Origin of the sequence: Nocardia sp. MDA0666 (genome assembly GCF_003023875.1) — a bacterium.
In the GTDB taxonomy this organism is placed as follows: Bacteria; Actinomycetota; Actinomycetes; order Mycobacteriales; family Mycobacteriaceae; genus Nocardia; species Nocardia aobensis.
This window is the reverse complement of sequence record NZ_PYHT01000029.1, coordinates 34,255-54,677: the sequence shown is the minus strand read 5'-3', so window position 1 is coordinate 54,677 and position 20,423 is coordinate 34,255. Positions and strand designations below refer to the sequence as shown.

Sequence of the window (20,423 nt, the reverse complement as noted above, 5' to 3'; positions counted from 1 at the left end):
GGCGGTGGCCGAGCAGATGGGTCCGTCGTTCGACCCGGATCGGATTGCCGCGCTGCGGGCCGAACTGCAGAAGTCCGCGGGAACGCCCGCCGGTTCCGTACCGTCCGGTTCGCAGTTTCCCTCGCCCCGGCCCACCCCCGCGGCGTCGGCGTCGGAGCCCGGACGTACCGCCGCGCTGAAGTTGTTGTGGCAGCGGGCAATTGCGATGACTCTCACGTTCGTGGCGTTGTTGTACGCGGTCGAGGGCGTCGACACCGTCTCGCATCACGACCTCGACGGTGCGGGGGTGCGGCCCCGGACGGCCGAGGGTCTGGAGGGCATCGTCTTCGCCCCCGTGCTGCACGCGAACTGGGCGCATCTGATCGGCAACACCCTCCCGGTGATCGTGCTGGGACTGCTGACGCTGCTCACCGGGATCGGTCGCGGACTGGCCGCCACCGCGATCGTCTGGGTCGTGGCCGGGGTCGGCACCTGGCTCACCGGCGCGAGTGGTTCGGTGCACATCGGCGCCTCGGTGCTGGTGTTCGGCTGGCTCACCTATCTGATCTCGCGCGGCCTGTTCACCCGCCACCTGTGGCAGATCCTGGTGGGTGTCGTGGTGGGGTTGGTGTACGGCTCGATTCTTTGGGGTGTGCTGCCCGGCCAGGCCGGAATCTCTTGGCAAGGGCATCTTTTCGGTGCGTTGGGTGGACTGCTGGCCGGCTGGGTACTCTCATCGAATGAACGTCGTCATCGTCGCGAGGAGAGTGCCGGCCGCCTCGCATCGTCGGGGTGACTGCGGAACTCGGCCGGCGATTTGGGGGATCCCCAGTTGAGTGAGAATGCAGCGTGGCAGCATGGGGGAATGCGACTCACCGTCCTCGGGTGTTCGGGCAGTGTGTCCGGCCCGGATTCCCCTGCGTCGGGCTATTTGCTGACCGGTCCGGATATGACCCCCACCGTGATCGATTTCGGTCCCGGCGTGCTGGGCGCGTTGCAGCGCTACCTGGACCCCGGCGAGGTCGACATCTTCCTCACCCATCTGCACGCCGATCACTGCCTGGACCTGCCCGGATTGCTGGTGTGGCGGCGGTATCACCCGAACCCGCCGACGGGGAAGGCCATCGTGCAGGGCCCGTCGGATTCGGCGCTGCGGATCGGTAACGCCTCGGCCGAGATCGGCGGCGAATGCGACGACTGGTCCGACGTGATCGATATGCGTCCCTGGCAGGAGGGCGCCGAGCTGCGTTTCGGTCCCGGCCATACGGTGGTCGCCCGCCGGATGTACCACCCGCCGGAGTCCTACGGCCTGCGCATCACCACCGCCGCCGGCCGCACCCTGGTCTACACGGGTGATACCGCCTTGTGCCCCGCGGTGTTCGAACTCGCGGAGGGCGCCGACGTGCTGCTCTCGGAGGCCTCGTGGACCCACGATCCGGCCAATCGCCCACCGGGCATTCACCTTTCGGGTACCGAGGCCGGAATGATCGCTGCCCGTGCGGGTGTCGGCGAACTGCTGCTCACCCACATTCCGCCGTGGACCTCGCGCGAGGACGTCATCGCGGAGGCCAAGGAGCAGTTCAGCGGACCCGTGCACGCGGTCTCGCCGGGTGAGGTCGTCGAAATCTGAGCACCCACCCCGCCGGGGCGGAGGCGTCGTACCCATCCCTTAGGCTGGCGTTGTGTCTAGACGAGCCGATGGCAGAGCGGACGACGAACTCCGCGAGGTAAGGATCACCCGGGGATTCACCACGCATCCGGCGGGTTCGGTACTGGTCGAATTCGGTCAGACGCGGGTGATGTGCACCGCGAGCGTCACCGAGGGGGTGCCCCCGTGGCGGCGCGACTCCGGATTGGGCTGGCTCACAGCCGAATACGCGATGCTACCGGCCGCCACCCACACCCGCAGCGGGCGCGAGTCGGTGAAGGGCAGGGTCGGCGGGCGCACCCAGGAGATCAGCCGTCTGGTCGGCCGGTCGCTGCGGGCGTGCATCGACCTGGCCGCGATCGGCGAGAACACCATCGCCCTGGACTGCGACGTCCTGCAGGCCGACGGCGGCACTCGCACCGCCGCGATCACCGGCGCCTACGTGGCGCTATCGGACGCGATCACCTACCTGGGCGCCGCCGGCCGCCTGGCCGACCCGCAGCCGATCTCGTGCATGATCGCCGCGGTCAGCGTCGGCGTGGTGGACGGGCGGGTGCGCTTGGACCTGCCGTACGAGGAGGATTCGCGCGCCGAGGTCGATATGAACGTGGTCGCGACCGACACCGGCACGCTGGTCGAGATCCAGGGCACCGGCGAGGGCGCTACCTTCCCGCGCTCCACCCTGGACAAGCTGCTGGATTCCGCACTGGCCGGCTGTGAGCAGCTGTTCGAGGTGCAGAAGCAGGCGCTCGCGCTGCCGTATCCGGGGCAGCTGCCCGAGCCGGGCGAGAAGAGGAAGTAATGGCGCGCCGGGTACTGGTGGCCAGCCGCAACGCCAAGAAGCTCGGCGAATTGCGTCGCATCCTCGACGAGGCGGGAGTCGCGGGTCTCGAGATCGTCGGCCTGGACGAGGTGCCGCCGTTCCCGGAGGCCCCGGAAACGGGCGCGACCTTCGAGGAGAACGCTCTCGCCAAGGCGCGCGACGGCGCGGCGGCGACCGGATTGCCTTGTGTGGCAGACGATTCCGGCCTCGCCGTCGACGCCCTCAACGGTATGCCCGGCGTGCTGTCCGCGCGCTGGTCGGGCCGCCACGGTGACGACGCGGCGAACAACGACCTGTTGCTCGCCCAGCTGGGAGACGTCCCCGACGACCGCCGCGGCGCACGCTTCGTCTCGGCCTGCGCCCTGGTCGCCGACGGCCGCGAGGTCGTCACGATCGGCGAATGGCCGGGCACGATCGCGCGAAAGCCGGTCGGCGACGGCGGTTTCGGATACGACCCGCTGTTCGTCCCGGACGGCGGAACGGTCTCGGCGGCCCAGCTCACCCCGGCGGACAAGGACGCCGCCTCCCACCGCGGCCGGGCCCTCCGCGCCCTGCTCCCCGCACTGGCAGACCTGGCGAAGTCCTGAAACATGACTCCCGCGCACCCCTGACCGCGTGCGCGGGAATCTGTTCGAACAGATCTCGGTCACCGCTGATTTGGTGAGCACATGGGTAACTCACCGGGTACGGGCCGACTTGCTACCGACTGACCGTCGGCCGCCAACGCGAGTTTCCCCGCACCTGAGTCCGGCCTGAAGACTCGGAGAGGCGGCTCAGCGGCTGAGCCTCAGCTCAAGAATTCGGCGCGGACCTGGCGGGTGCGGTAGTGCTCGCAGACGAAGGACAGGAACGGGATGGTGCCGGCCAGGGCGGTGATCACCAGCGTGAGCGGCTTCCAGCGCGTCTTGATGCCCAGGTCGATGGTGAACACCAGGTACAGCATGTAGAAGATGCCGTGGATCTGGCCGACGTAGAACAGCCAGTGCGGCGCCTTGCTGCTGTCGTCGAGCAGCAGGTACTTGTACACCATCTCCGCGCACAACAGCAGCAACCAGACACCGGTGATGTAGGCGAGCACGCGGTAGCGGGTCAGCGCCGAGCGGATGCGGCCGGTGTCGCGGGCCGCGGGGGCCGGCGTGGCGGCCGGTGCCGGTGTGGCGGCCGGTGCCGGTGTGGTGGTGGCGGCCGGGGTGGTGGGGTGGTCGGCGCTCAACCGGCTCTCCTCTCGGTGTCGGGGCCATCGAGCCCCACGGCGTGCATCCGCTCGCGCACATCCTGTGCGTGCAGATCGGCAAGATATTTGTTGTATTCGGCCAGCACCGGATCATCGTCGCGTGCGGCGGTCGGCCGTTCCGGCAGGATCCCGGCTGGGATCTCGCGCGGGGCAGCCCGTTCGACCCTCCGCCGGGCCGGGCTCGATGGCTCGGTGGTCTCCGATGCCTCGGCGTGCTGGGCGGCGGTATCGCGCTCGAGTCGCACGAACCGGAAGTAGGCGAAGACCACGAATCCGGCGAACAGCGGCCATTGCAGCGCGTAGCCGAGGTTCTGCGCGGTTCCGGACGAGGATTCGAACCGTCCCCACTGCCACCAGCCCAGCCCCAGGCAGGCCAGCGCGGCCACGACCACCAAGATGATCAGAGCCGGGCGACGATGTGGTGCGGACACGCCTACCACGGTACCCGGTCTACTACACGGCCCGTAGTGTGAGGTGCCCGGCGATCACCGCTGGTCAGAATTTGTAGGTGACGCCGGTCAGGCGCTCGGATTCCTCCCACAGCCGCCGCTGTAGATCGGTGTTCTTCGACAGCGAGCTCGACGGTGACGGCCGGACCGGACCGCGGGAACCGAACAGCAGCGTCGGCCCCCAGTAGATGTTCGGATCGGCGTCCGGCACGGTGGCCGCGAACAGGCTCGACTCGGCGGCCTTGCGCGGCGAGTGCCCGGCCAGGGCGATGAAGGGTTTGGCGACCTTGTCGAGCGGGGTCTCGGTGCGGGTGAACAGATCGGTGGGCGAGACACCGGGGTGTACGGCGTAGGACCGGAGGGCGGATCCCGATTCGGCCAGGCGTCGCTGTAGTTCCCGGGCGAACATCAGATTCGACAACTTCGACTGGGCGTAGGCGAGGTTGCGCTGGTAGCGGCGGTTCTCGTAGTTGAGATCGTCGATCCACAGCTTCGGCGTCTGCCGGTGCGCGATGCTGGCGAGGCTGATCACCCGGTCGCCGATGCGGTCCAGCAGCAGTCCGGTCAGCGCGAAGTGCCCGAGATGGTTGACCCCCCACTGGGTTTCGAATCCGTCCGCGGTGCGCGAGAAGGGGATGTTCATCAGTCCCGCGTTGTTGATCAGCACATCGAATTCCCCGGTGCGCTCGGCGAATTCGCGAATCGATGCGAGGTCGGCCAGATCCAGTGCGGATACCCGGACGTCTCCCTCGATGCCGTCGGCGACCTGCTGTGCGGTCGAGGTATTGCGGCAGGCCATGATCACGGTCGCCCCCTTGGCGGCCAGGGCCTGGGTGGTGTGCTTGCCGATACCGCCGTTGGCCCCGGTGATCACGAACGTGCGTCCGTGCTGCGCCGGGATCTCGCTGGGATTCCACGCCATGGTGAGACCTCACTGTTTACCGTTGGGGAAGGAGCCTCGTCGCATCCTCACCACCCGACCTTACTCCAGAGTAAGTTCCGGCGGTAGGGTTCTGTCACAGTGTCCTCAGGGTATCGATCGTGGTCTCGGTGCACTCGATTTGAGTGCCGAAGATTTGCGGTGTCGGCGAGCGAGCTGGCGTATTGCCGTGTTGCGCCGACCGAATCGGGCTCAGGGCACATACTGAGCTAATGTCCGGTGTTGCCGCAGTCGCCGAATCGCCCGCACCCGTGAGTCATACCCGCGCCAACGTCGTCTTCATCACCGTGGTGCTGGGGATGCTGATGGCCGCGCTGGATCAGACCATCGTGTCGACGGCGTTGCCCACCATCGTCGCCGATCTGGGCGGCGCCGGGCATATGGCCTGGGTGGTGACGGCATATCTGCTGGCCGAGGCGGTCGCCACCGCGCTGGCCGGCAAATTCGGCGACCTGTTCGGCCGCAAACTGATCTTCCAGCTCAGTGGCCTGATCTTCATCATCGGCTCCATGGTGGCGGGGCTCGCCCACGGCATGACGCTGCTGATCGTCGCGCGCGGTATCCAGGGTGTCGGCGCGGGCGGGCTGATGGTGACCTCGATGGCGCTGATCGCCGATGTGATCCCGTTGCGTGACCGGGGCAAATATCAGGGTGCGCTGGGCGCGGTCTTCGGCATCACCACCGTGGTCGGCCCGACGCTGGGCGGACTGTTCACCGACCATGCCAGCTGGCGCTGGTGCTTCTACGTGAACGTGCCGCTGGCGATTCTGATGATCGCCGTTGCGGCGCGGGCGATTCCGTCGATCCGCGCGGCGGTGCGGCCGGTGGTCGACTATGCCGGCATCGCGCTGGTCGCGATCGGTGTCAGCTGTCTGATCCTGGGACTGGAATGGGGTGGTCAGGAATATCCGTGGGGTTCGGCGCCGATCATCGGACTGTTCGCGGCCGCGGTGGTGCTGCTGGCCGCGTTCGTCTTCGTCGAGACACGCGCGGCCGAGCCGATGCTGCCGATGCATCTGTTCCGCAGCAACGTCTTCACCGTCTGCTCGATCCTCAGCTTCATCGTGGGTTTCGCGATGCTCGGCGCGATGACCTATCTGCCGGCCTATCTGCAGTACGTCAACGGTGTTTCGGCCACCGCGTCAGGACTGCGCACGTTGCCGTTGGTGGTCGGCCTGTTCACCACCTCGATCATCTCCGGGCAGGTGGTCGGCCGGACCGGCTACTACAAGTACTTCCCGGTCGCCGGTACCGCGGTCATGGCGGTGGGGCTCTATCTGATGTCGACCATGGGCCGGACCACGGGCTTCTGGCTGCAATCGCTGTACATGCTGATCCTGGGTCTGGGTATCGGCCTGGCGATGCAGGTGCTCACGATCGTCGTGCAGAACACCGTCCCGTACCAGGACCTGGGCACCGCCACCTCGGGTGTCACCTTCTTCCGGACCGTCGGATCGACTTTCGGCACCGCGATCTTCGGCACGCTCTACAGCAATCAGCTGGAACCGAATCTGCGTCAGGCGCTCACCGAGGTGCCCGGGGTGCCGCCCGCGGCGGCGCAGAGTCCGCAACTGCTGCACCAGCTTCCGTACGCGCAGGCGATTCCGATCATCGACGCCTATGCCGACACCATCGATTACGTCTTCCGCTGGGTGGTGCCGGTGGCCGTGGTCGGCTTCGTCGTGGCGTGGTTCCTCGAACAGGTGCCGCTGCGCGACAGCGTTCGTGCGGAGGCGGCCGATGTGGGCGGCGGCTTCTCGGTGCCCGATTCTCCGGATCGCACTGTCCGCCTGGAACATTCACTGGCAAACGTGTTGCGCAGGCTGCGGGACGACGAGCTGCCCGATCCGCGGATCCTGGCGGCCGCCGACAGTCCGCTCGGCCGGGATCAGGCCTGGGCCATCGGGCAGGTGAAGATGTTGCAGCGCGCCCGCGGATCGGCAGATCTGGCAGCCGTGGCCCGTGCGCACTGGATGCCGCCGGAAGTGCTGGAACCGGTGTACGACAAGGCCGTTCGATCCGGATACATCGAAGTGGACGGCGACCGAATGGAATTGACCGCGAGTGGCCAGGCGGAGTACGACCGCATTCTCGCCGCCTGGCGCAAGTGGCTGTGCCGTCATCTCGACGATTGGGATTGCGCCGACCCGGACGATCGCGCACTCTTCGACCGGGCGCTGGACAACATCGCGGCGAAACTGCTGGAGGAAGTGGAACGACCGGAGGCGCTGCGGCTGACGGTGTGATCACCGCCGGCGGCCGCAGCGCCGCCGAATTACCCTGCACTACAGGGTGATACGCTCACGCGACGGCGAGTTCGGCGCGCTCGTCGACCGGTGCGTCCCAGTCGATGGTGTAGCTCTGCTCGCGCGCCATGACCTCTTCCATCTTGAAGAGTTTGGTCGCCAGCGGCATGACCAGCGGCATCATCCGGCGCATCACCGGGCCGACGGTCTTCGACTGGTTGATCTTGGCGCCGCGGGCCGCGATCTTCTCCACCCGCGGACGGCGGATCCGTTCGTAGGCGGCGAAAGCCGTTGCCGGCGAATCGAAATCGCGCAGGCATCGAGCCAGCTGCACGGCGCTCTCGATGGCCAGCGACGCTCCCTGGCCGGTGCTGTTGGACGGCGCGTGCACCGCGTCGCCGACCAGGACCATACGGTCGCGATACCAGTGCGGCACCGGCGGCATGATGTGCAGGCCGCCGGTGACGACCAGCTCCTCCGGCGGCGTGTTGCGCACCAGGTCGGCGCCGGGGGTGTCCTCGGCGTAGACCTCGCGCAGTGTCCGCAACCACTGTTCGGCCGGAACCTCCCGAGCCTCGGTCAGCGAAAGATATTGCTTCTGCGGCAGATTCGCTCCCCAGGCGATCCGGCCGTCGGGCATGGGCCAGTACAGGTAGTAGGCGTTGCGGCCGTAGGCGAACACCATGGTTTCCGGCGGGACCGGAGCCGAGCATTCGGTGTAGGCGCCGAATCCGAGCATGCCGGTGTAGTCGGCCCCCGGGGCGTTCGGATCGATGAGCGTCCGCACGCGCGATTTGATGCCGTCGGCGCCGATGATGATGTCGGCGGTCGCGGTGGATCCGTCGGCGAACCGAGCGGTCACACCGTCACGATGTTCCTCGACGCCGACCAGGCGCTTGGAATATTCGACGGCTACACCGGCCTCGACGGCGTGATCGTGCAGCACCTGGTGCAGATCGCTGCGATCGATCGCGTGCAGCGGTTCCAGGCCGGCGGCGGTGGGCAGCTCGATGTCCCTGTGGCCCAACGACATCACCATGCGACGGATCGGCAGGGCGATCGCGCGCACGGCATCGCCGGCGCCGATGACGTCCAGGGCCGCCAGGCCGTTGGGGGCGAACCCCAGGGCGCTGCCGATGTTGTAGGCCGGTCCCGGATAGGCCTCGTAGACGGTGGCCTCGATCCCGGCCGCGCGCAGGGCGGTGGCGGCGACGGGGCCGGCGACGCCGCCCCCGATGACGAGGGCGGATGTAACTGCGGACATGGGAATTCTCCTCGAGTGGATGAACCCGACCCGATCCGCGCACGCGCTGCCCAGTTATCCTGAAGTTGCCATACTCGGGCTGGGTTCGCCTGCGTGAATGCGGTTCGAGAGGTAGGTGGATCGGGCTCGGCGAGGTGTTGCCGCACTTCGCCGGGCCCGGTTCGTATCGTGGTTTTCGTCCTGGATTTCAGTCAGCGGTCGGCTGCCGGAACGTCCCTCCTTCCACCATCGCGGCGATCTCGGCGGGCGGAATCTGCTCCGAGTGCGCGCGCCGCCAGAAATCGATGTCGGGGAAGGTGCCGGAGGCGAGTTCGGTGCGTAGTCCGGCGACCCACGCCGCCTCGGCCTCGAGCATCGCCACGCCGAATTCGGCCTCGACCAGAAAGAGCCGGGGCAGAAATTGCGTCTGCTCCTCGATTTCGCGGCGCCGCACGGCGATCTCCGCGGCGAGCAGCCGGGTGCGTTCGTCGAGCAGCGGGATCACCTCGTCCGGCGGCAGCAGGGCCACCACGGACAGGCCCGCCACGAACCGATGGGGTTCGGGTTCGGGGGTCGAGATCAGTTCGCGGATCCAGTCCTCGGCCTCGGCGCGGCCGGCGTCGGTGAGCCGGTAGATCGTCCGCTCGGGCCGGGCGCCGTCGCGCTCGCTGCCGATGACCTCGACGAATCCGTGCTTCTCGAGGTTCTGTACGACCGTGTAGAGCGACCCCCATTTGATGTCCATATCGCGGTCCTTGCCGCGTTCGCGCATCTGGGCCGCGATCTCGTAGCGGTGCATGGGACGTTCGATCAGCGTCGCCAGGACCGCCAGGGCCAGCAGATTGGCGACCTTTCGCTTCTTGGGCATCGCCCGCACCTCCTTACTCGTCTACGAATATACGTCTGCGAGTATGACTGCGGCAAGAGTCTGTTGCGTGATGGGGTGTGGGGTACATACGACGAGCACCCCCGGGAGGTGGCGTGCCGGCGCCGTCCCGGGGGTGGATCGTCACGAGCGACGCGCGCGTCCGCCGAGGGGCGGGCTGCCGGTGGGCGGCGACGACCGGGGCCGATGAGGGTTACCCCGTCGCTCGCGCCCCGCGCGAGACGGCGTGACGTTCGAGGGTGGGGACAGGTTCCGGATCCCCATATCTACTATTTGTGTACGTAGACAGTAGGTTAACGGCCCGGGTCGGTCAAGAGTGTCGAGCCGGCCGACCGGCGCCGGGCGGTTATCGTGATCCGTCGTGCGGATCTTTGTGGCGGGCGCTACCGGAGTACTGGGCGCCAGACTGACACCCCTGCTGGTCTCGGCTGGATTCGAGGTCGCCGGGCTCACGCGCTCGGAGTCGAAGGCGTCGATGCTGACCGGTTTCGGCGCCCGGCCCGTCGTCTGCGATGTCTACGACGCGGCGGCGCTGGAACAGGCGGTGCGCGATTTCGCGCCCGATCTGGTGATGCATCAGCTCACCGACCTGCCCGACGATCCCGCCGATCTGCCCGCCGGCCGGGCGGCGAATTCGCGGATGCGCCGCGAGGGCACCGCCAACCTGCTCGCCGCGGCACAGGCGGCGGGCGCGAAACGGTTTCTCGCCCAGAGCGTGGCGTGGGAGATGACCGGAGAGGGACAGGCCGCCAAACAGTTCCTGGAGGATGCGGTGCTCGGCGTCCGCGGCGTCGTCCTGCGCTACGGCCAGTTCTACGGTCCCGGAACCTACTATCCCGAGAACGCGGACCGGCCCGATCCGCCGCGTATTCATATCGCCGAGGCCGCGGCGCGCACCGTGGTCGCGCTGGATCTGGCCTCGGGCATCTATGCGGTGACCGAAGACGGCCGCGTGGATTTCGAACCGGTGCAATAGTTCCGAACCGGTGCAATAGTTTCCGACGCCCGCAGATCGTCGGCGACGGGTCATCCGGCGCGCTGGCGGAGCACTTCGGCGGTGGGCTCGTCGGCGGGCAGGAAGGCCTCGAGGTGCAGTTCCGCCAGGGAGACGTCGGTGGCGGTGGCGAACGAGGTGAGCGTGGTGATCAATCGCAATTCACCGGCCTCGCTGCGTAGACGCAGCGGCACCGCGAAGCCGAGGTAGCCGGGGCCGGGGTCGGTCTCCGGGAGATAGCTCTCGAATTCGGCGACCAGTTCCTCGGCGCGCGGATCCGGTGACGTGCGGTTGCGCGCCCGCATGGATTCGGTGACATGCCGGCCCCATTCGGCGAAGTTGACCACCCGCGGCGCCAGGCCGTCCGGATGTAATGCCAAGCGGCGCACATTGATCGGCGCGGTGAGCAGTTCGGGCGCACAGCCGTCGGTGAAGACGTCGAACGCGGCGTTCGCCTCGACCAGGCTTCCGTAGCGGTCTGCGATCAGCGCCGGATAGGGCATGTGGCCGGACAGGATCGTGCGCAGGGCCTCGCGTACCGGAGCCAAGTGCGGTGCGTCGACGCCGGATTCGTCGTAGGCGGGTGTGAAGCCGGCCGTCGCCAGCAGCGCGTTGCGTTCACGCAGCGACAGTTCCAGCGATTCGGCCAGCCGCAGCACGATGGCGCGACCCGGCCGGGAACGGCCCTGTTCGAGATAACTGAGATGGCGCTGCGTGGTGTCGGCGCGGATGGCCAGATCGAGCTGGCTCCACCGCCGCAGCCCTCGCCAGCGTCGCAGTTCCTGCGCGAAGGGGCCCGGTTGCGCGACTGTCGTCATGGGATCATCGTCGGCCCCGACGGGGCGCTTCGCCATACCCTGCGGGGAATCGCGCGAGTGCGCGCCGGCGGACAGACTCGGCGGCATGAGCTACGAACCCACCGATATCGAACTGAAGAATCTGCTCGACCGCTGGATCGGCCAGTGGAACGAGCCCGATGCCGGCCGACGCCGCGAGCTGATCCGCGAGGTCTGGGCCGAGGACGGCTATCAGATCCTGGTCAACCCGCCCGAGGGCATTCGCGATACCGCCCGCCAGTACGGGGTGTCCGTCCCCGCGGTCGAGGTCCGCGGCTACGACGCGATGTTCGCCCGCGTCACCCGGGCGTACGAGATGTTCGTCGCCGATGGTGAGCACTTCTTCGAAGCCGAGGGCGAGCCGGTTCGGCACGCCGGGGCCGCCGTCGCGCTGACCTGGGTGATGCGCTCACGCGCGAACGGCACGGTCGCCGGCTCCGGACTCGAGGTACTGACCTTCGACCCCGACGGGAGGGTGTGCACCGACCACGAATTCGTGAACTGAGCCGGCGTGGACCTGTCGGTGCGCATGTCTAGGGTGCAGGAATGCCTCGCGACCTCGCCGATCTGCCCTATGCCCGGAATCTGACGCCGCTGCTGGAACCGCTCGCGCCCGATACCGAGTACGAGCGGGTCCACCTCGACGCCACCGCCGTCGACGAGGTGTCGGCCGGCGGCTCCTGGTTCAGTGAGTCGGCGCTGACCGGTGTGGTGCTCGGCGGCGGCAGTCTGAATCACTGCCGATTCGACGACGTCTGGCTGCGCGGGGTGCGGTGGATCGGGATCGATGCCTGCGAAACCCGTTGGCTGGATGCCGAATTCGTCGACTCCGCGTGGTCCGGGGTGATCGCCGTCGACGCGCAGCTGCGCCGTATCCGTTTCGAGGGCTGCAAATTCGAATCGGTGAACTTCCGTGCGGCCACACTGCAGAACGTGACCTTCGCCGAATGCGTCTTCCGCGACACCGACTTCTCCGCCGCCACACTCCGGAAGGTCGATTTTCCCGGATCGCGGCTCGAAGGCGTCGCCCTGCACGGCGCCACCTTCAAAGATGTCGACCTGCGGGGTGCGGCGGCGCTGGACCTCATCGCCGATATCGGAACGCTGAAGGGCGCGATCATCACCACACCCCAGCTGATGGAGATGGCGCCCGCCTTCGCGCGAGCGGCGGGAATCATCGTGCGCGACAATCGAATCCGCGACTAGCCGCTGGAAACCCCGGGGATCTGGCCGATACCGTAGGTCACCGCCATGGCCAGCGCGCCACCGATCACCACCCGAAGGACGGCCCGGCGCCGATTGCTGCCGCCAAGGCGTGCACTCAGCGATCCGGTCGCCGCCAGCGCCAGCAGTACCGCGCCGAAAGTCACCGGAATACGCCAGTTCGCCGGCGGCAGCAGAATCGCCAGCAGCGGCAACAGGGCGCCGCAAGTGAACGCCAGCGCGGAGGAGAAGGCGGCCTGCCACGGGTTGGTCAGCTCGTTCGGGTCCAGACCCAATTCCGCCTCCGCGTGCGCGGCGAAGGCATCGTGGGCGGTCAATTCCTGCGCGACCTGCCGCGCGGTCGCCTCCGAGAGTCCTTTGTGCCGATAGATCTCGGTCAACTCGGTGAGTTCGTAATCGGGGTCTTCGGCGAGCTCCCGCTTCTCCAGCGACAGCAGGGCACGTTCGCTGTCGCGCTGCGTGCTCACCGAGACGTATTCGCCGACCGCCATCGACAGCGCACCCGCGACCAGCCCGGCCACACCCGCGGTGAGGATGGGCGTGGTGGCCGCGGTGGCCGAGGCGACGCCGACCACCAGGCCGGCGGTCGACACGATGCCGTCGTTGGCGCCCAGCACTCCGGCGCGCAACCAGTTCAGCCGGGACGCGAAACCTCCGCCGTGCGGTTCGTGCGGATGCTTCCAGCTCCCGGTCCCCACATTGTCGGAGTCGTCCACGGATGCAGAGTAGGCCGTCGCCCGGGCCGGGCGGTGGATCCGCGCCGCAGGCGAGCCGCGCCCGCCGGTGCGGCGAGGTCCGGATCGGTAGCATGCGTGGCATGAATTCCCTTGTCACGCGCGCTATGTCCACGGTCGCCGCGCAGCTGGGCAATCCGCACGGGGTGCTGGGCAAGGTGGTCGCGCGGATGCTGAACCGGGCCAATCGTTTCGCCATCGATGCCGCGGTCGAGGCGGCCGAGGTGGGTGCGGGGCAGGCCGCGGCCGATATCGGTTTCGGCGGCGGTGTGGGACTGTCGATCCTGCTGCGCGAGGTCGGGGAGGCCGGGACCGTGCACGGTGTGGAGATCTCTCCGGATATGTCGGCGCGGGCCCGTGCTCGCTTCACCCGCGACATCGGCACCGGCCGGCTGCGGATCGTCGAGGGCGGACTCACCGAGTTGCCGCTCGCCTCGGCGAGCCTGGACGCGGTGATCACGGTGAATACCGTCTATTTCATCGATGATCTGGGCCGGGCCTGCGCGGAGCTGGCGCGCGTGCTGCGCCCGGGCGGCCGGGTGGTGGTCGGTATCGGTGATCCGGCGGCGATGGCGAGGATGCCGTTCACCGCGCACGGCTTCCGGTTGCGGCCGGTCGACGACGTATCGGAGGCGCTGGAACGAGCCGGGCTGGCGGTCGAACACCGGCGGATCGACCGGCAGCCGATTCCGGCTCATCTGCTCATCGGCCGCCGGGGGAGCGAGGACTGAGCACCGGCAGTGCGACCACGTCGATCGCGCGACTCACGGCGCCGATCTCGTCGGGCACCGAGGCCAGGGCGATATCGACGGTGAAGCCCATCGGCGCGTCGAGCGGCCGGAGGAAATCGTCGTAGTGCATGGGCACCACGGTGGCTGGGCGCAGCCGGGTCAGGATTCGGCGCCAGTAGTCCGGTGTCACCGACCGTCCGGCCACCCCGGCGAGGAAGATGTCGACGTCGCGATGCCGGATCGCCTCGTCGACGAGGTCGGCGCTGCCCTGGTGATAGATCTCGACACCGGCCACCGCGATGTGGATACCCCAGGTCTGTCCGCAGCCGTAGGCCATCGGCGCCAGCGCGGCAAGGGATTCGCAACTGGTGTCGCCGGGGGACGGGATCCGGGTGCCGAAGGGGATCTTCGAATGCACGCTCGGCACGAAGGTCACCGTGAACGGACCGAGTTCGTAGCGGCGGTAGGGTTCCACCTCCACACCGCGCTCGCCGAGCCCGTGCAGATCCATGAGATTGCGCACCGATCGTGAGCCGTAGACCGCGCAGCCGAAGCGGCGCGCGAGCTCGGGCGCGTCCAAGGCGTGATCCCAATGTCCGTGTCCCACAACGATTCCCGCCACCTTGTCGAGGGCCGGGAGGAAGCGGTCGATCGATGCGGGATCGGGAAGTGCGGTGCGGCGGCGTACCACCGTCGACAGCGGCACCCGGGTGAGGAAGGGATCGACGAGCAGCGTCGTGCCCTCGTAGGTCATCCGGTATCCGGCGGTGCCCAGCCATTCGATCTCCAGACCGGTCGGCAGCGTGAGCGGCCGGGCCTCGAGCTCGCGCAAGGCCTGCGCGTCCTCGCGGTCGCGCGCGCTCTTGTGCAGGAAGTAACGGGCATAGCCTGCGGTGTGCCGAATCGGATCGAGGACCGTCGAGAGAGCGGACATCGGTCCATTGTGCGCGACCGGCTCAAGGCCGGTCTTCGGCGAGCACCTTGTGCAGGGCGGTGGCGAGAGCGCCGAGTTCGTCGGCCGCCAGACCGGCGAAATGCTGATCGACGACCGCATGGTGATGCGGAGTGGCCTCGTGCAACCGCTGCCGCCCGGCCGCCGTGATGGCGACGTATGCCGATCGGCCGTCCGCGGGATTGGTTTCACGGGTGACCAGGCCGCGCGCCTCCAATTCGGTGACCAGCCGGCTCACCCGGGTGCGGCTGAGCACCATGGTCTCGCCGAGGTCGCTCATCCGCAGGCGGGTGGTGCCCGCGAGTTCGACGAGCATGTCGTACCAGCTGGCGGGCATGCCGTGGCCCCGGCGCAGTTCGGCATCCAGTTCCGGGCGCAGGTCGACGTACACCCGCTGCAGCGCCCGCCACACCTGGACCGAGGCGGGTACTGAGCTCCCGGATTCCGGCACGCCGCCGATCTTAGACCGCCGCCACCCCGCCCGCCCGGCCGCGCGGATCGCCGGGCGGCGATAACCACTGGACACCGGTTCTACGATGCGGACATGGATATGCGCGCGAGCGTGGAACTTCCTCCCGATTGGCAGGCCCGGGTGCGCGGTGCTCTCGCTGACTCACCCCGGCCGGAGTTGGCGGACGGTGCAGGGCGCCTGCTGGGCGCGGGTTTGGACAGCGTTGCGCTCCAGCTGGATTCGGCAGGGGATGCCTACGTGCTGCGCCTGCCGCAGGATCCGCACGGGGCGGAAGGGATCGCCCGCGAGGCCGGGCTGCTTCCGGAGTTGGCCCCGCTGCTGCCGGTGCCGATTCCGCAGTTCCTGTTCACCGCGCCGAATCCGCTGGGGCCGGGGGAGTTCTGCGTGTATCCGCTCGTGCCGGGCGAATCGCTCGACGAAGCGGACTGGGCCGAGCGGGGACTGCTGCGCGCTGATACGGCACGCACGATCGCGGAACTGATCGAACGGATCCACTCGTTTCCGGTGGACCGCGCCCGGGACTTCGGTGTCGAGGTCACCGATCTGCGGGGTGATTTCGCCGCGGATCTGAAGTCCGTTCATGCCGAGGTGCTTCCGTTGCTGGACGCGGCCGAGGCCGCGGAGCTGTCCGGGGCGTGGCAGCGATATCTCGACGACGACGCCAACTTCGACTTCGAACCGACGCTCATCCATGCCGATATGAGCCTGGATCATCTGTTGATCAGCGGCGGCACGATCAGCGGACTGATCGACTTCGGCGATGTGGAGATCGGTGACCCCGACTACGACCTCTGCTACCTGTATCCGGAGGCGGGGCACGAGTTCGTGCGCGAGATCCAGCGGTGTCGCGCACGGGATCTCGGGCCCGTCGTCGAGAACAAGCTGCGCTTCTGGGCGTGTGCCGATCCCGCGCTCGACGTGCTGGACGCTGTCGAACAGGGCCGGACGGACTTTCGCGAACAGCGACTGACGGTCCTGCGGGAGGCGCTGCACAACTATCGGCCGAACGGCATGTCCTGAGCCCCCGTGCCCCTGCGCCTCAGGCGCGTTCGTAGAATCCGTCGATCCGCGCCCGGCCCACCGCCTGTGCGGCCGCCAGCACCTCCCGGGGTTTCGCGCTCTCGACGGATTTCCCCGCGGCCGTGGTGAGGGGCGCGCCCAGGGCGAACAACTCGAAGACGTACCGGTGCGGTCCGTGCCCCTTGATCGGCGCGGGGCCCATGTACCCGCGGCCGAATCCGGACCGCAGTACCCGCACACCAGCTTCGTCGGTATCGGCGCGTAACGCGTTGCGGGACAAGCTCCGCACCGACGGATCGAGGAGCGCGACGCAATGCACGAACGGCTTCCGCATCGGAGCATCGGGATCCTCGACGACCAGCAGATAGCCCGCCGAGGTGTCGGGCGCGCCGCTCCAACTCAAGGCGGGAGACTCGTCGGCGCCACCGATCCGGTGGGAGGCGTGCAGGATGTCGAGCGTGGTCTCCGGCTCGAAGTCCGGACTCGTGAGTCGGAAAACGGTGTCGCCGAGCAGGTTCGGCTGATTCCATGCCAGTTCCGATTCACCGGCGCGGCGATTGGCGAGTAGCTTGCCGAGGACACTCATCGGTTCTCCTTCTCCGACCGGGGTGGAAGTAGCCGCCGCGCCGCCGGTCGCAGGAGCGGGCGGGCGAAGTGATGGATTTCTACCGTGGCATCGAATTCCAGGGTGGATGCCGCGCCGGGAGTGCCGGCCCATTCCTCCGGCACGGCGACGCCCGGCCAGGTGTGGCCCCCGCCGAACACCGTCCATGCCGTGACGACGGTGTCGGCGATGCCGTGGGCGGCGGTGACGCGGCGCGAGCCGGCGGTCGTGACGGTGGTTCGGCCGCCCGCGCACCGGTCGAGCCTCGCCCAGTGGTCGGCGGTCGCGGCGGCGCCGAAAATCCGCCCGCGCGGTTCACCGTTCGGGCCGCGGTGCCGGGAGTGGCCGCCGGCGAGCGGGACCAGGGGATCGGCGTCGCCGTTGATCAGCATCGCCGACACCGCATGGGTCGGCCGCACCGCGGTCAGGTCGGCGGGTAGCGCCCCGGCCACCGCGGCGAAGACGGCGACCCGTTCGCTGCATTCGAGCGCGAGCCGATGAGACATGAAGGCGCCGTTGGATATTCCGGCCACGAGCGTTCGATCGGCCGCGGTCGCGTAGGTGTGCGCGCACCAGTCGATCAGGCTGCGCAGGAATCCCACATCATCGACCCCGTTCTCTTCCGCGGCCGTGACGCCGCGGCCGTCGGCCCAACTGCCGTAGCAGCCGTCGGGATAGACGACACCGACGCCCCAGTCCCCGGCGTGATCGGCGAATCGGGTCCAGTCGTGCATGAGCAGGCCGCCGCCTCCGGTCTCCGGTCCCATATTCCCGTGCAACGCGACGATCAGCGGACTGTCCGGTTCCCGGGGTGGCCGCAGGTGAAAGCTTCGCGGGTGGCCGTCGTGGGTCAGCTCGCCCGGAATCAGCTCGGCGGTCATCGGCTTCCCTCCACGCGGCATGCCCGTTCGCCGTCGGATTAATACAGTAATACTGCGCAGTTCTGCTGTAGATTAGTCGATCGTGGACGACGTGACAAACACTCGGGAAGCGATCGCCGAGGAGCTGCAGAGTGTGGTCGGCGCACTCGTGCGGCGCATGCGCTCGGCCTCACCGGCGCGCCGTATCTCGTTGTCGCAGTTGTCGATTCTCAAGCGGCTCGACCGCGAGGGGCCGGCCACGGTGGCCGATCTGGCGCGGGCCGACAAGATCCGGCATCAGACCGTCGCGGTGGCGGTTTCCGCCCTCGAAGGCCGGGGCCTGCTGAGGCGCACCCCCGATCCGGACGATCAGCGGCGCAAGCGGTTGCACATCACCGATGCCGGGCTGGAGCTGCTGTCGGAACGGCGCGAGGCCGGGTACGGCCACCTGGCCGAACTGATCGCCGCTCGTCTGACTCCCGCCGAACAGCGGCAATTGGCGGCGTCGCTTCCGATTCTGGGCAAACTCCTGGACTGAATCGGGGGAGATCTCCGGGACCTTCCCGATGTGCCGGACGTGGCCGCGGTGGTTTATTTCCTACCGGTGGACGCCCCGGTCCGCCGCGAGGTCGTGGGAGGGTCGTCGTGAATGCCGCCGTGGTGACGACGTGGATCTGGTTGAGCTTCGAGATCGGACTGGCGCTTCGGGATCGGTTGCGCAGCAAGGGATCCACCGCCCGCGACCGCGGAACCCGTACCACCATCATGATTGTCGTCGCCGTAGCGATCGGGGTGGCGAATGTGGTGTCGATCGTGCTGCCGGCCGACAGCGATCTGCGCTTCACCGCCCGTCACGAGGTCGTCTGGCAGATCGCCGGAGTCACGCTGATGGTCGCGGGGCTCGGTGTGCGGATCTGGGCTATCGCGGTGCTGGGCAAAGCGTTTCGTACCACCGTCGAGGTCGACACCGATCAGGCCGTCGTCGACCGGGGGCCGTACCACTGGGTGCGCCACCCCTCCTACACCGGAGTTCTGTTGCTCACCACGGGTTTCGGTGTCGCGGCGGGGAACTGGATCTCGCTGCTGCTCCTGATCGTCGTGCCCACCTTGGCATTTCTGCGCCGGATCGAGGTGGAAGAGGCGGCGATGGTCGAAACTCTCGGCCGTTCCTACGAGGACTATCGCGCTCGCACCAGACGGCTCGTCCCCGGTCTCTGGTAGCCCGTTACATCGTTCGGGCGAATGGAGGTACATCTCTCCTTTTGGTCGATTTGTCTGATTCGTCGGGACAATGGCGATCATGAAGTATGCGTTGACCCGACACTGGACGACCGTTGTTCCACTCCTGGCCGCCGAGGTGCTGGCAATCGCATGGTTCACCCATCCCACCGGAGCGGCGGCGGTACTCGTGGCGCTGGCGCTCGCGGGTGCGGTCCTGGCGGCGGTGCAGCATGCCGAGGTGGTGGCACATCGCGTGGGGGAGCCGTTCGGCTCGCTGGTGCTGGCGATCGCGGTCACGGTGATCGAGGTCGGACTCATCGTCACCCTGATGGTCTCCGGTGGGCAGGATGCCTCGACACTCGCCCGCGACACAGTCTTCGCCGCGGTCATGATCACCTGCAACGGAATCTTCGGCCTGTCGCTACTGGTCGGGGCGTTGCGCCGGCGCGTGGCGGTCTTCAACGCCGAGGGTGCGGGCGCGGCCCTGGCCACGGTCGCGACCCTGGCGACCTTGAGCCTGGTGTTGCCGACCTTCACCACCAGTAAGCCGGGCCCGGAGTTCTCCGGCTCGCAGCTGGCCTTCGCGGCGGTCATGTCACTGCTGCTCTACGGACTGTTCGTCTTGGTGCAGACCGTGCGGCATCGCGACGACTTTCTCCCGGTCGAGGCGACCGAGATCGACGAACACGATGTCCGCCCGGCCGCTCGCGCCGCGGGACTATCGCTGGCGCTGATGGTCCTCGCGCTGATCTGTGTGGTCGGGCTCGCGAAGATGGTCTCGCCCTCGATCGAGCGCGGGGTCGCCGCCGCGGGTCTGCCGCGCTCGGCGGTCGGTGTGGTGATCGCCCTGCTGGTGCTGCTGCCCGAAACGATCGCCGCGGTGCGCGCGGCCCGCCGGGACCGGGTGCAGGTCAGTCTGAATCTGGCACTCGGCTCGGCGATGGCCAGCATCGGTCTCACCATTCCGGTGATCGCCCTGGCGTCGATCTGGCTCGACGGGCCCTTGACCCTCGGCCTCGGCGCCACCCAGATGGTGTTGCTGGCGTTGACCGTCGGCGCGGGTGTGCTGACAGTTGTCCCGGGCCGCGCCACTCCCTTGCAAGGTGGTGTTCACCTGGTGTTGCTGGCCGGATTCGTCTTCCTCGCGGCGAGTCCGTAACGGCGAATCATTGTGGCGGGCCACACGTGACGCGGATCATAGCGATAGCAGATCAGTGCTGATAACAGGTTCTAGAACGCTCGTTTACTTAGAAAAACATGCATGTGAGCTGGATTTATCGCGGTACTTCGCGCAGGCCCCGGAGCGGCCACCCTCACACCGTGATCG

At 68.1% G+C, this 20,423-nt stretch carries 24 protein-coding genes; 13 read left to right on the top strand and 11 right to left on the bottom strand.

Going from position 1 to position 20,423, the window contains the following annotated elements; translation table 11 throughout:
* Positions 1–4: 4 nt before the first annotated feature.
* The 4 genes from C8258_RS28500 (at position 5) to C8258_RS28485 (ending at position 3,037) form a co-directional block, all read left to right on the top strand.
* Positions 5–775 carry a rhomboid family intramembrane serine protease gene (locus C8258_RS28500; RefSeq protein WP_369974825.1) on the top strand — a complete coding sequence of 257 codons (771 nt, stop codon included), beginning with the start codon at positions 5–7 and terminating at the stop codon, positions 773–775.
* Between the two features lie 69 nt (positions 776–844).
* Positions 845–1,609, top strand: coding sequence for a cyclic nucleotide-degrading phosphodiesterase (locus tag C8258_RS28495; RefSeq protein WP_106957790.1), 765 nt, complete (start codon positions 845–847; stop codon positions 1,607–1,609).
* Between the two features lie 52 nt (positions 1,610–1,661).
* The gene (rph, locus tag C8258_RS28490) at positions 1,662–2,429 is read left to right on the top strand and encodes a ribonuclease PH (RefSeq protein ID WP_036498678.1); all 768 of its coding nucleotides are present in this window, start codon (positions 1,662–1,664) and stop codon (positions 2,427–2,429) included.
* On the top strand, positions 2,429–3,037 hold the full coding sequence (locus tag C8258_RS28485) for a non-canonical purine NTP pyrophosphatase (protein WP_036498681.1): 609 nt from the start codon (positions 2,429–2,431) through the stop codon (positions 3,035–3,037). Before rph ends, C8258_RS28485 begins: the two co-directional genes overlap by 1 nt.
* A 200-nt stretch (positions 3,038–3,237) precedes the next feature.
* On the opposite strand, the gene C8258_RS28480 is transcribed toward C8258_RS28485, so the two are convergent.
* From C8258_RS28480 to C8258_RS28470, 3 genes are all read right to left on the bottom strand, one after another.
* Positions 3,238–3,663, bottom strand: a complete 426-nt coding sequence (locus C8258_RS28480; RefSeq protein WP_106957789.1) for a DUF3817 domain-containing protein — start codon at positions 3,661–3,663, stop codon at positions 3,238–3,240.
* Positions 3,660–4,115 carry a transcriptional regulator gene (locus C8258_RS28475; RefSeq protein ID WP_106957788.1) on the bottom strand — a complete coding sequence of 152 codons (456 nt, stop codon included), beginning with the start codon at positions 4,113–4,115 and terminating at the stop codon, positions 3,660–3,662. The genes C8258_RS28480 and C8258_RS28475 overlap by 4 nt, the downstream gene beginning before the upstream one ends.
* A gap of 64 nt (positions 4,116–4,179) precedes the next feature.
* Positions 4,180–5,055, bottom strand: coding sequence for an oxidoreductase (locus C8258_RS28470; protein WP_106957787.1), 876 nt, complete (start codon positions 5,053–5,055; stop codon positions 4,180–4,182).
* 230 nt (positions 5,056–5,285) lie between these two features.
* Here C8258_RS28470 and C8258_RS28465 point away from each other — a divergent pair, with 230 nt between their 5' ends.
* Positions 5,286–7,319 carry an MDR family MFS transporter gene (locus C8258_RS28465; protein WP_106957786.1) on the top strand — a complete coding sequence of 678 codons (2,034 nt, stop codon included), beginning with the start codon at positions 5,286–5,288 and terminating at the stop codon, positions 7,317–7,319.
* A gap of 55 nt (positions 7,320–7,374) precedes the next feature.
* On the opposite strand, the gene C8258_RS28460 is transcribed toward C8258_RS28465, so the two are convergent.
* Both C8258_RS28460 and C8258_RS28455 read right to left on the bottom strand, forming a co-directional pair.
* Positions 7,375–8,583 carry an NAD(P)/FAD-dependent oxidoreductase gene (locus C8258_RS28460; protein WP_106957785.1) on the bottom strand — a complete coding sequence of 403 codons (1,209 nt, stop codon included), beginning with the start codon at positions 8,581–8,583 and terminating at the stop codon, positions 7,375–7,377.
* Between the two features lie 187 nt (positions 8,584–8,770).
* On the bottom strand, positions 8,771–9,430 hold the full coding sequence (locus C8258_RS28455) for a PadR family transcriptional regulator (protein ID WP_106957784.1): 660 nt from the start codon (positions 9,428–9,430) through the stop codon (positions 8,771–8,773).
* Between the two features lie 379 nt (positions 9,431–9,809).
* Between C8258_RS28455 and C8258_RS28450 the strand changes: the two genes are divergently transcribed.
* Positions 9,810–10,424, top strand: a complete 615-nt coding sequence (locus C8258_RS28450) for an NAD(P)-dependent oxidoreductase (RefSeq protein WP_036498705.1) — start codon at positions 9,810–9,812, stop codon at positions 10,422–10,424.
* 50 nt (positions 10,425–10,474) lie between these two features.
* Here the strand turns inward: C8258_RS28450 and C8258_RS28445 are convergent, their stop codons facing one another.
* Complete coding sequence (locus C8258_RS28445) at positions 10,475–11,260, bottom strand: helix-turn-helix domain-containing protein (RefSeq protein WP_106957817.1); 786 nt, start codon at positions 11,258–11,260, stop codon at positions 10,475–10,477.
* An 85-nt stretch (positions 11,261–11,345) separates the two neighbouring features.
* Between C8258_RS28445 and C8258_RS28440 the strand changes: the two genes are divergently transcribed.
* The gene (locus C8258_RS28440; RefSeq protein WP_106957783.1) at positions 11,346–11,783 is read left to right on the top strand and encodes a hypothetical protein; all 438 of its coding nucleotides are present in this window, start codon (positions 11,346–11,348) and stop codon (positions 11,781–11,783) included.
* Between the two features lie 41 nt (positions 11,784–11,824).
* A complete protein-coding gene (locus tag C8258_RS28435) occupies positions 11,825–12,484 on the top strand; it encodes a pentapeptide repeat-containing protein (protein WP_106957782.1) in 660 nt (219 codons plus the stop codon).
* On the opposite strand, the gene C8258_RS28430 is transcribed toward C8258_RS28435, so the two are convergent.
* The gene (locus C8258_RS28430) at positions 12,481–13,218 is read right to left on the bottom strand and encodes a VIT family protein (RefSeq protein ID WP_051024369.1); all 738 of its coding nucleotides are present in this window, start codon (positions 13,216–13,218) and stop codon (positions 12,481–12,483) included. The genes C8258_RS28435 and C8258_RS28430 overlap by 4 nt on opposite strands.
* 101 nt (positions 13,219–13,319) lie before the next feature.
* Here C8258_RS28430 and C8258_RS28425 point away from each other — a divergent pair, with 101 nt between their 5' ends.
* A complete protein-coding gene (locus C8258_RS28425; RefSeq protein ID WP_106957781.1) occupies positions 13,320–13,967 on the top strand; it encodes a class I SAM-dependent methyltransferase in 648 nt (215 codons plus the stop codon).
* Here the strand turns inward: C8258_RS28425 and C8258_RS28420 are convergent.
* Both C8258_RS28420 and C8258_RS28415 read right to left on the bottom strand, forming a co-directional pair.
* Positions 13,939–14,901, bottom strand: coding sequence for an MBL fold metallo-hydrolase (locus C8258_RS28420; protein ID WP_233225399.1), 963 nt, complete (start codon positions 14,899–14,901; stop codon positions 13,939–13,941). The two genes, C8258_RS28425 and C8258_RS28420, sit on opposite strands and share 29 nt — an antisense overlap.
* A 22-nt stretch (positions 14,902–14,923) precedes the next feature.
* The gene (locus C8258_RS28415; protein WP_199195884.1) at positions 14,924–15,370 is read right to left on the bottom strand and encodes a MarR family winged helix-turn-helix transcriptional regulator; all 447 of its coding nucleotides are present in this window, start codon (positions 15,368–15,370) and stop codon (positions 14,924–14,926) included.
* Positions 15,371–15,463: 93 nt separating this feature from the next.
* On the opposite strand from C8258_RS28415, the gene C8258_RS28410 reads away from it, so the two are divergent.
* On the top strand, positions 15,464–16,411 hold the full coding sequence (locus tag C8258_RS28410) for a phosphotransferase (protein WP_106957780.1): 948 nt from the start codon (positions 15,464–15,466) through the stop codon (positions 16,409–16,411).
* Between the two features lie 19 nt (positions 16,412–16,430).
* Here C8258_RS28410 and C8258_RS28405 read toward each other — a convergent pair whose 3' ends face one another.
* A complete protein-coding gene (locus tag C8258_RS28405; RefSeq protein WP_106957779.1) occupies positions 16,431–16,997 on the bottom strand; it encodes a YbhB/YbcL family Raf kinase inhibitor-like protein in 567 nt (188 codons plus the stop codon).
* Positions 16,994–17,896: a PHB depolymerase family esterase gene (locus C8258_RS28400; RefSeq protein WP_106957778.1), complete on the bottom strand. Its 903-nt coding sequence runs from the start codon at positions 17,894–17,896 to the stop codon at positions 16,994–16,996. Before C8258_RS28400 ends, C8258_RS28405 begins: the two co-directional genes overlap by 4 nt.
* An 82-nt stretch (positions 17,897–17,978) precedes the next feature.
* Here C8258_RS28400 and C8258_RS28395 point away from each other — a divergent pair, with 82 nt between their 5' ends.
* The 3 genes from C8258_RS28395 (at position 17,979) to C8258_RS28385 (ending at position 20,255) form a co-directional block, all read left to right on the top strand.
* Positions 17,979–18,413 carry a MarR family winged helix-turn-helix transcriptional regulator gene (locus tag C8258_RS28395; RefSeq protein WP_106957777.1) on the top strand — a complete coding sequence of 145 codons (435 nt, stop codon included), beginning with the start codon at positions 17,979–17,981 and terminating at the stop codon, positions 18,411–18,413.
* Between the two features lie 107 nt (positions 18,414–18,520).
* Positions 18,521–19,096, top strand: coding sequence for an isoprenylcysteine carboxylmethyltransferase family protein (locus tag C8258_RS28390; RefSeq protein WP_106957776.1), 576 nt, complete (start codon positions 18,521–18,523; stop codon positions 19,094–19,096).
* Positions 19,097–19,175: 79 nt separating this feature from the next.
* A complete protein-coding gene (locus C8258_RS28385) occupies positions 19,176–20,255 on the top strand; it encodes a calcium:proton antiporter (RefSeq protein ID WP_199195883.1) in 1,080 nt (359 codons plus the stop codon).
* Positions 20,256–20,423 lie beyond the last annotated feature (168 nt).

Excerpts from the sequence above, each read along its gene's own strand:
- C8258_RS28385 (WP_199195883.1), top strand. The coding sequence starts at position 19,176 with ATGAAGTATGCGTTGACCCGACACTGGACGACCGTTGTTCCACTCCTG.
- C8258_RS28485 (WP_036498681.1), top strand. The coding sequence starts at position 2,429 with ATGGCGCGCCGGGTACTGGTGGCCAGCCGCAACGCCAAGAAGCTCGGC.
- C8258_RS28410 (WP_106957780.1), top strand. The coding sequence starts at position 15,464 with ATGGATATGCGCGCGAGCGTGGAACTTCCTCCCGATTGGCAGGCCCGG.
- C8258_RS28460 (WP_106957785.1), bottom strand. The coding sequence starts at position 8,583 with ATGTCCGCAGTTACATCCGCCCTCGTCATCGGGGGCGGCGTCGCCGGC.
- C8258_RS28495 (WP_106957790.1), top strand. The coding sequence starts at position 845 with ATGCGACTCACCGTCCTCGGGTGTTCGGGCAGTGTGTCCGGCCCGGAT.
- C8258_RS28455 (WP_106957784.1), bottom strand. The coding sequence starts at position 9,430 with ATGCCCAAGAAGCGAAAGGTCGCCAATCTGCTGGCCCTGGCGGTCCTG.
- C8258_RS28435 (WP_106957782.1), top strand. The coding sequence starts at position 11,825 with ATGCCTCGCGACCTCGCCGATCTGCCCTATGCCCGGAATCTGACGCCG.
- C8258_RS28465 (WP_106957786.1), top strand. The coding sequence starts at position 5,286 with ATGTCCGGTGTTGCCGCAGTCGCCGAATCGCCCGCACCCGTGAGTCAT.
- C8258_RS28405 (WP_106957779.1), bottom strand. The coding sequence starts at position 16,997 with ATGAGTGTCCTCGGCAAGCTACTCGCCAATCGCCGCGCCGGTGAATCG.
- C8258_RS28440 (WP_106957783.1), top strand. The coding sequence starts at position 11,346 with ATGAGCTACGAACCCACCGATATCGAACTGAAGAATCTGCTCGACCGC.
- C8258_RS28400 (WP_106957778.1), bottom strand. The coding sequence starts at position 17,896 with ATGACCGCCGAGCTGATTCCGGGCGAGCTGACCCACGACGGCCACCCG.
- C8258_RS28470 (WP_106957787.1), bottom strand. The coding sequence starts at position 5,055 with ATGGCGTGGAATCCCAGCGAGATCCCGGCGCAGCACGGACGCACGTTC.
- C8258_RS28420 (WP_233225399.1), bottom strand. The coding sequence starts at position 14,901 with ATGTCCGCTCTCTCGACGGTCCTCGATCCGATTCGGCACACCGCAGGC.
- C8258_RS28445 (WP_106957817.1), bottom strand. The coding sequence starts at position 11,260 with ATGACGACAGTCGCGCAACCGGGCCCCTTCGCGCAGGAACTGCGACGC.
- C8258_RS28425 (WP_106957781.1), top strand. The coding sequence starts at position 13,320 with ATGAATTCCCTTGTCACGCGCGCTATGTCCACGGTCGCCGCGCAGCTG.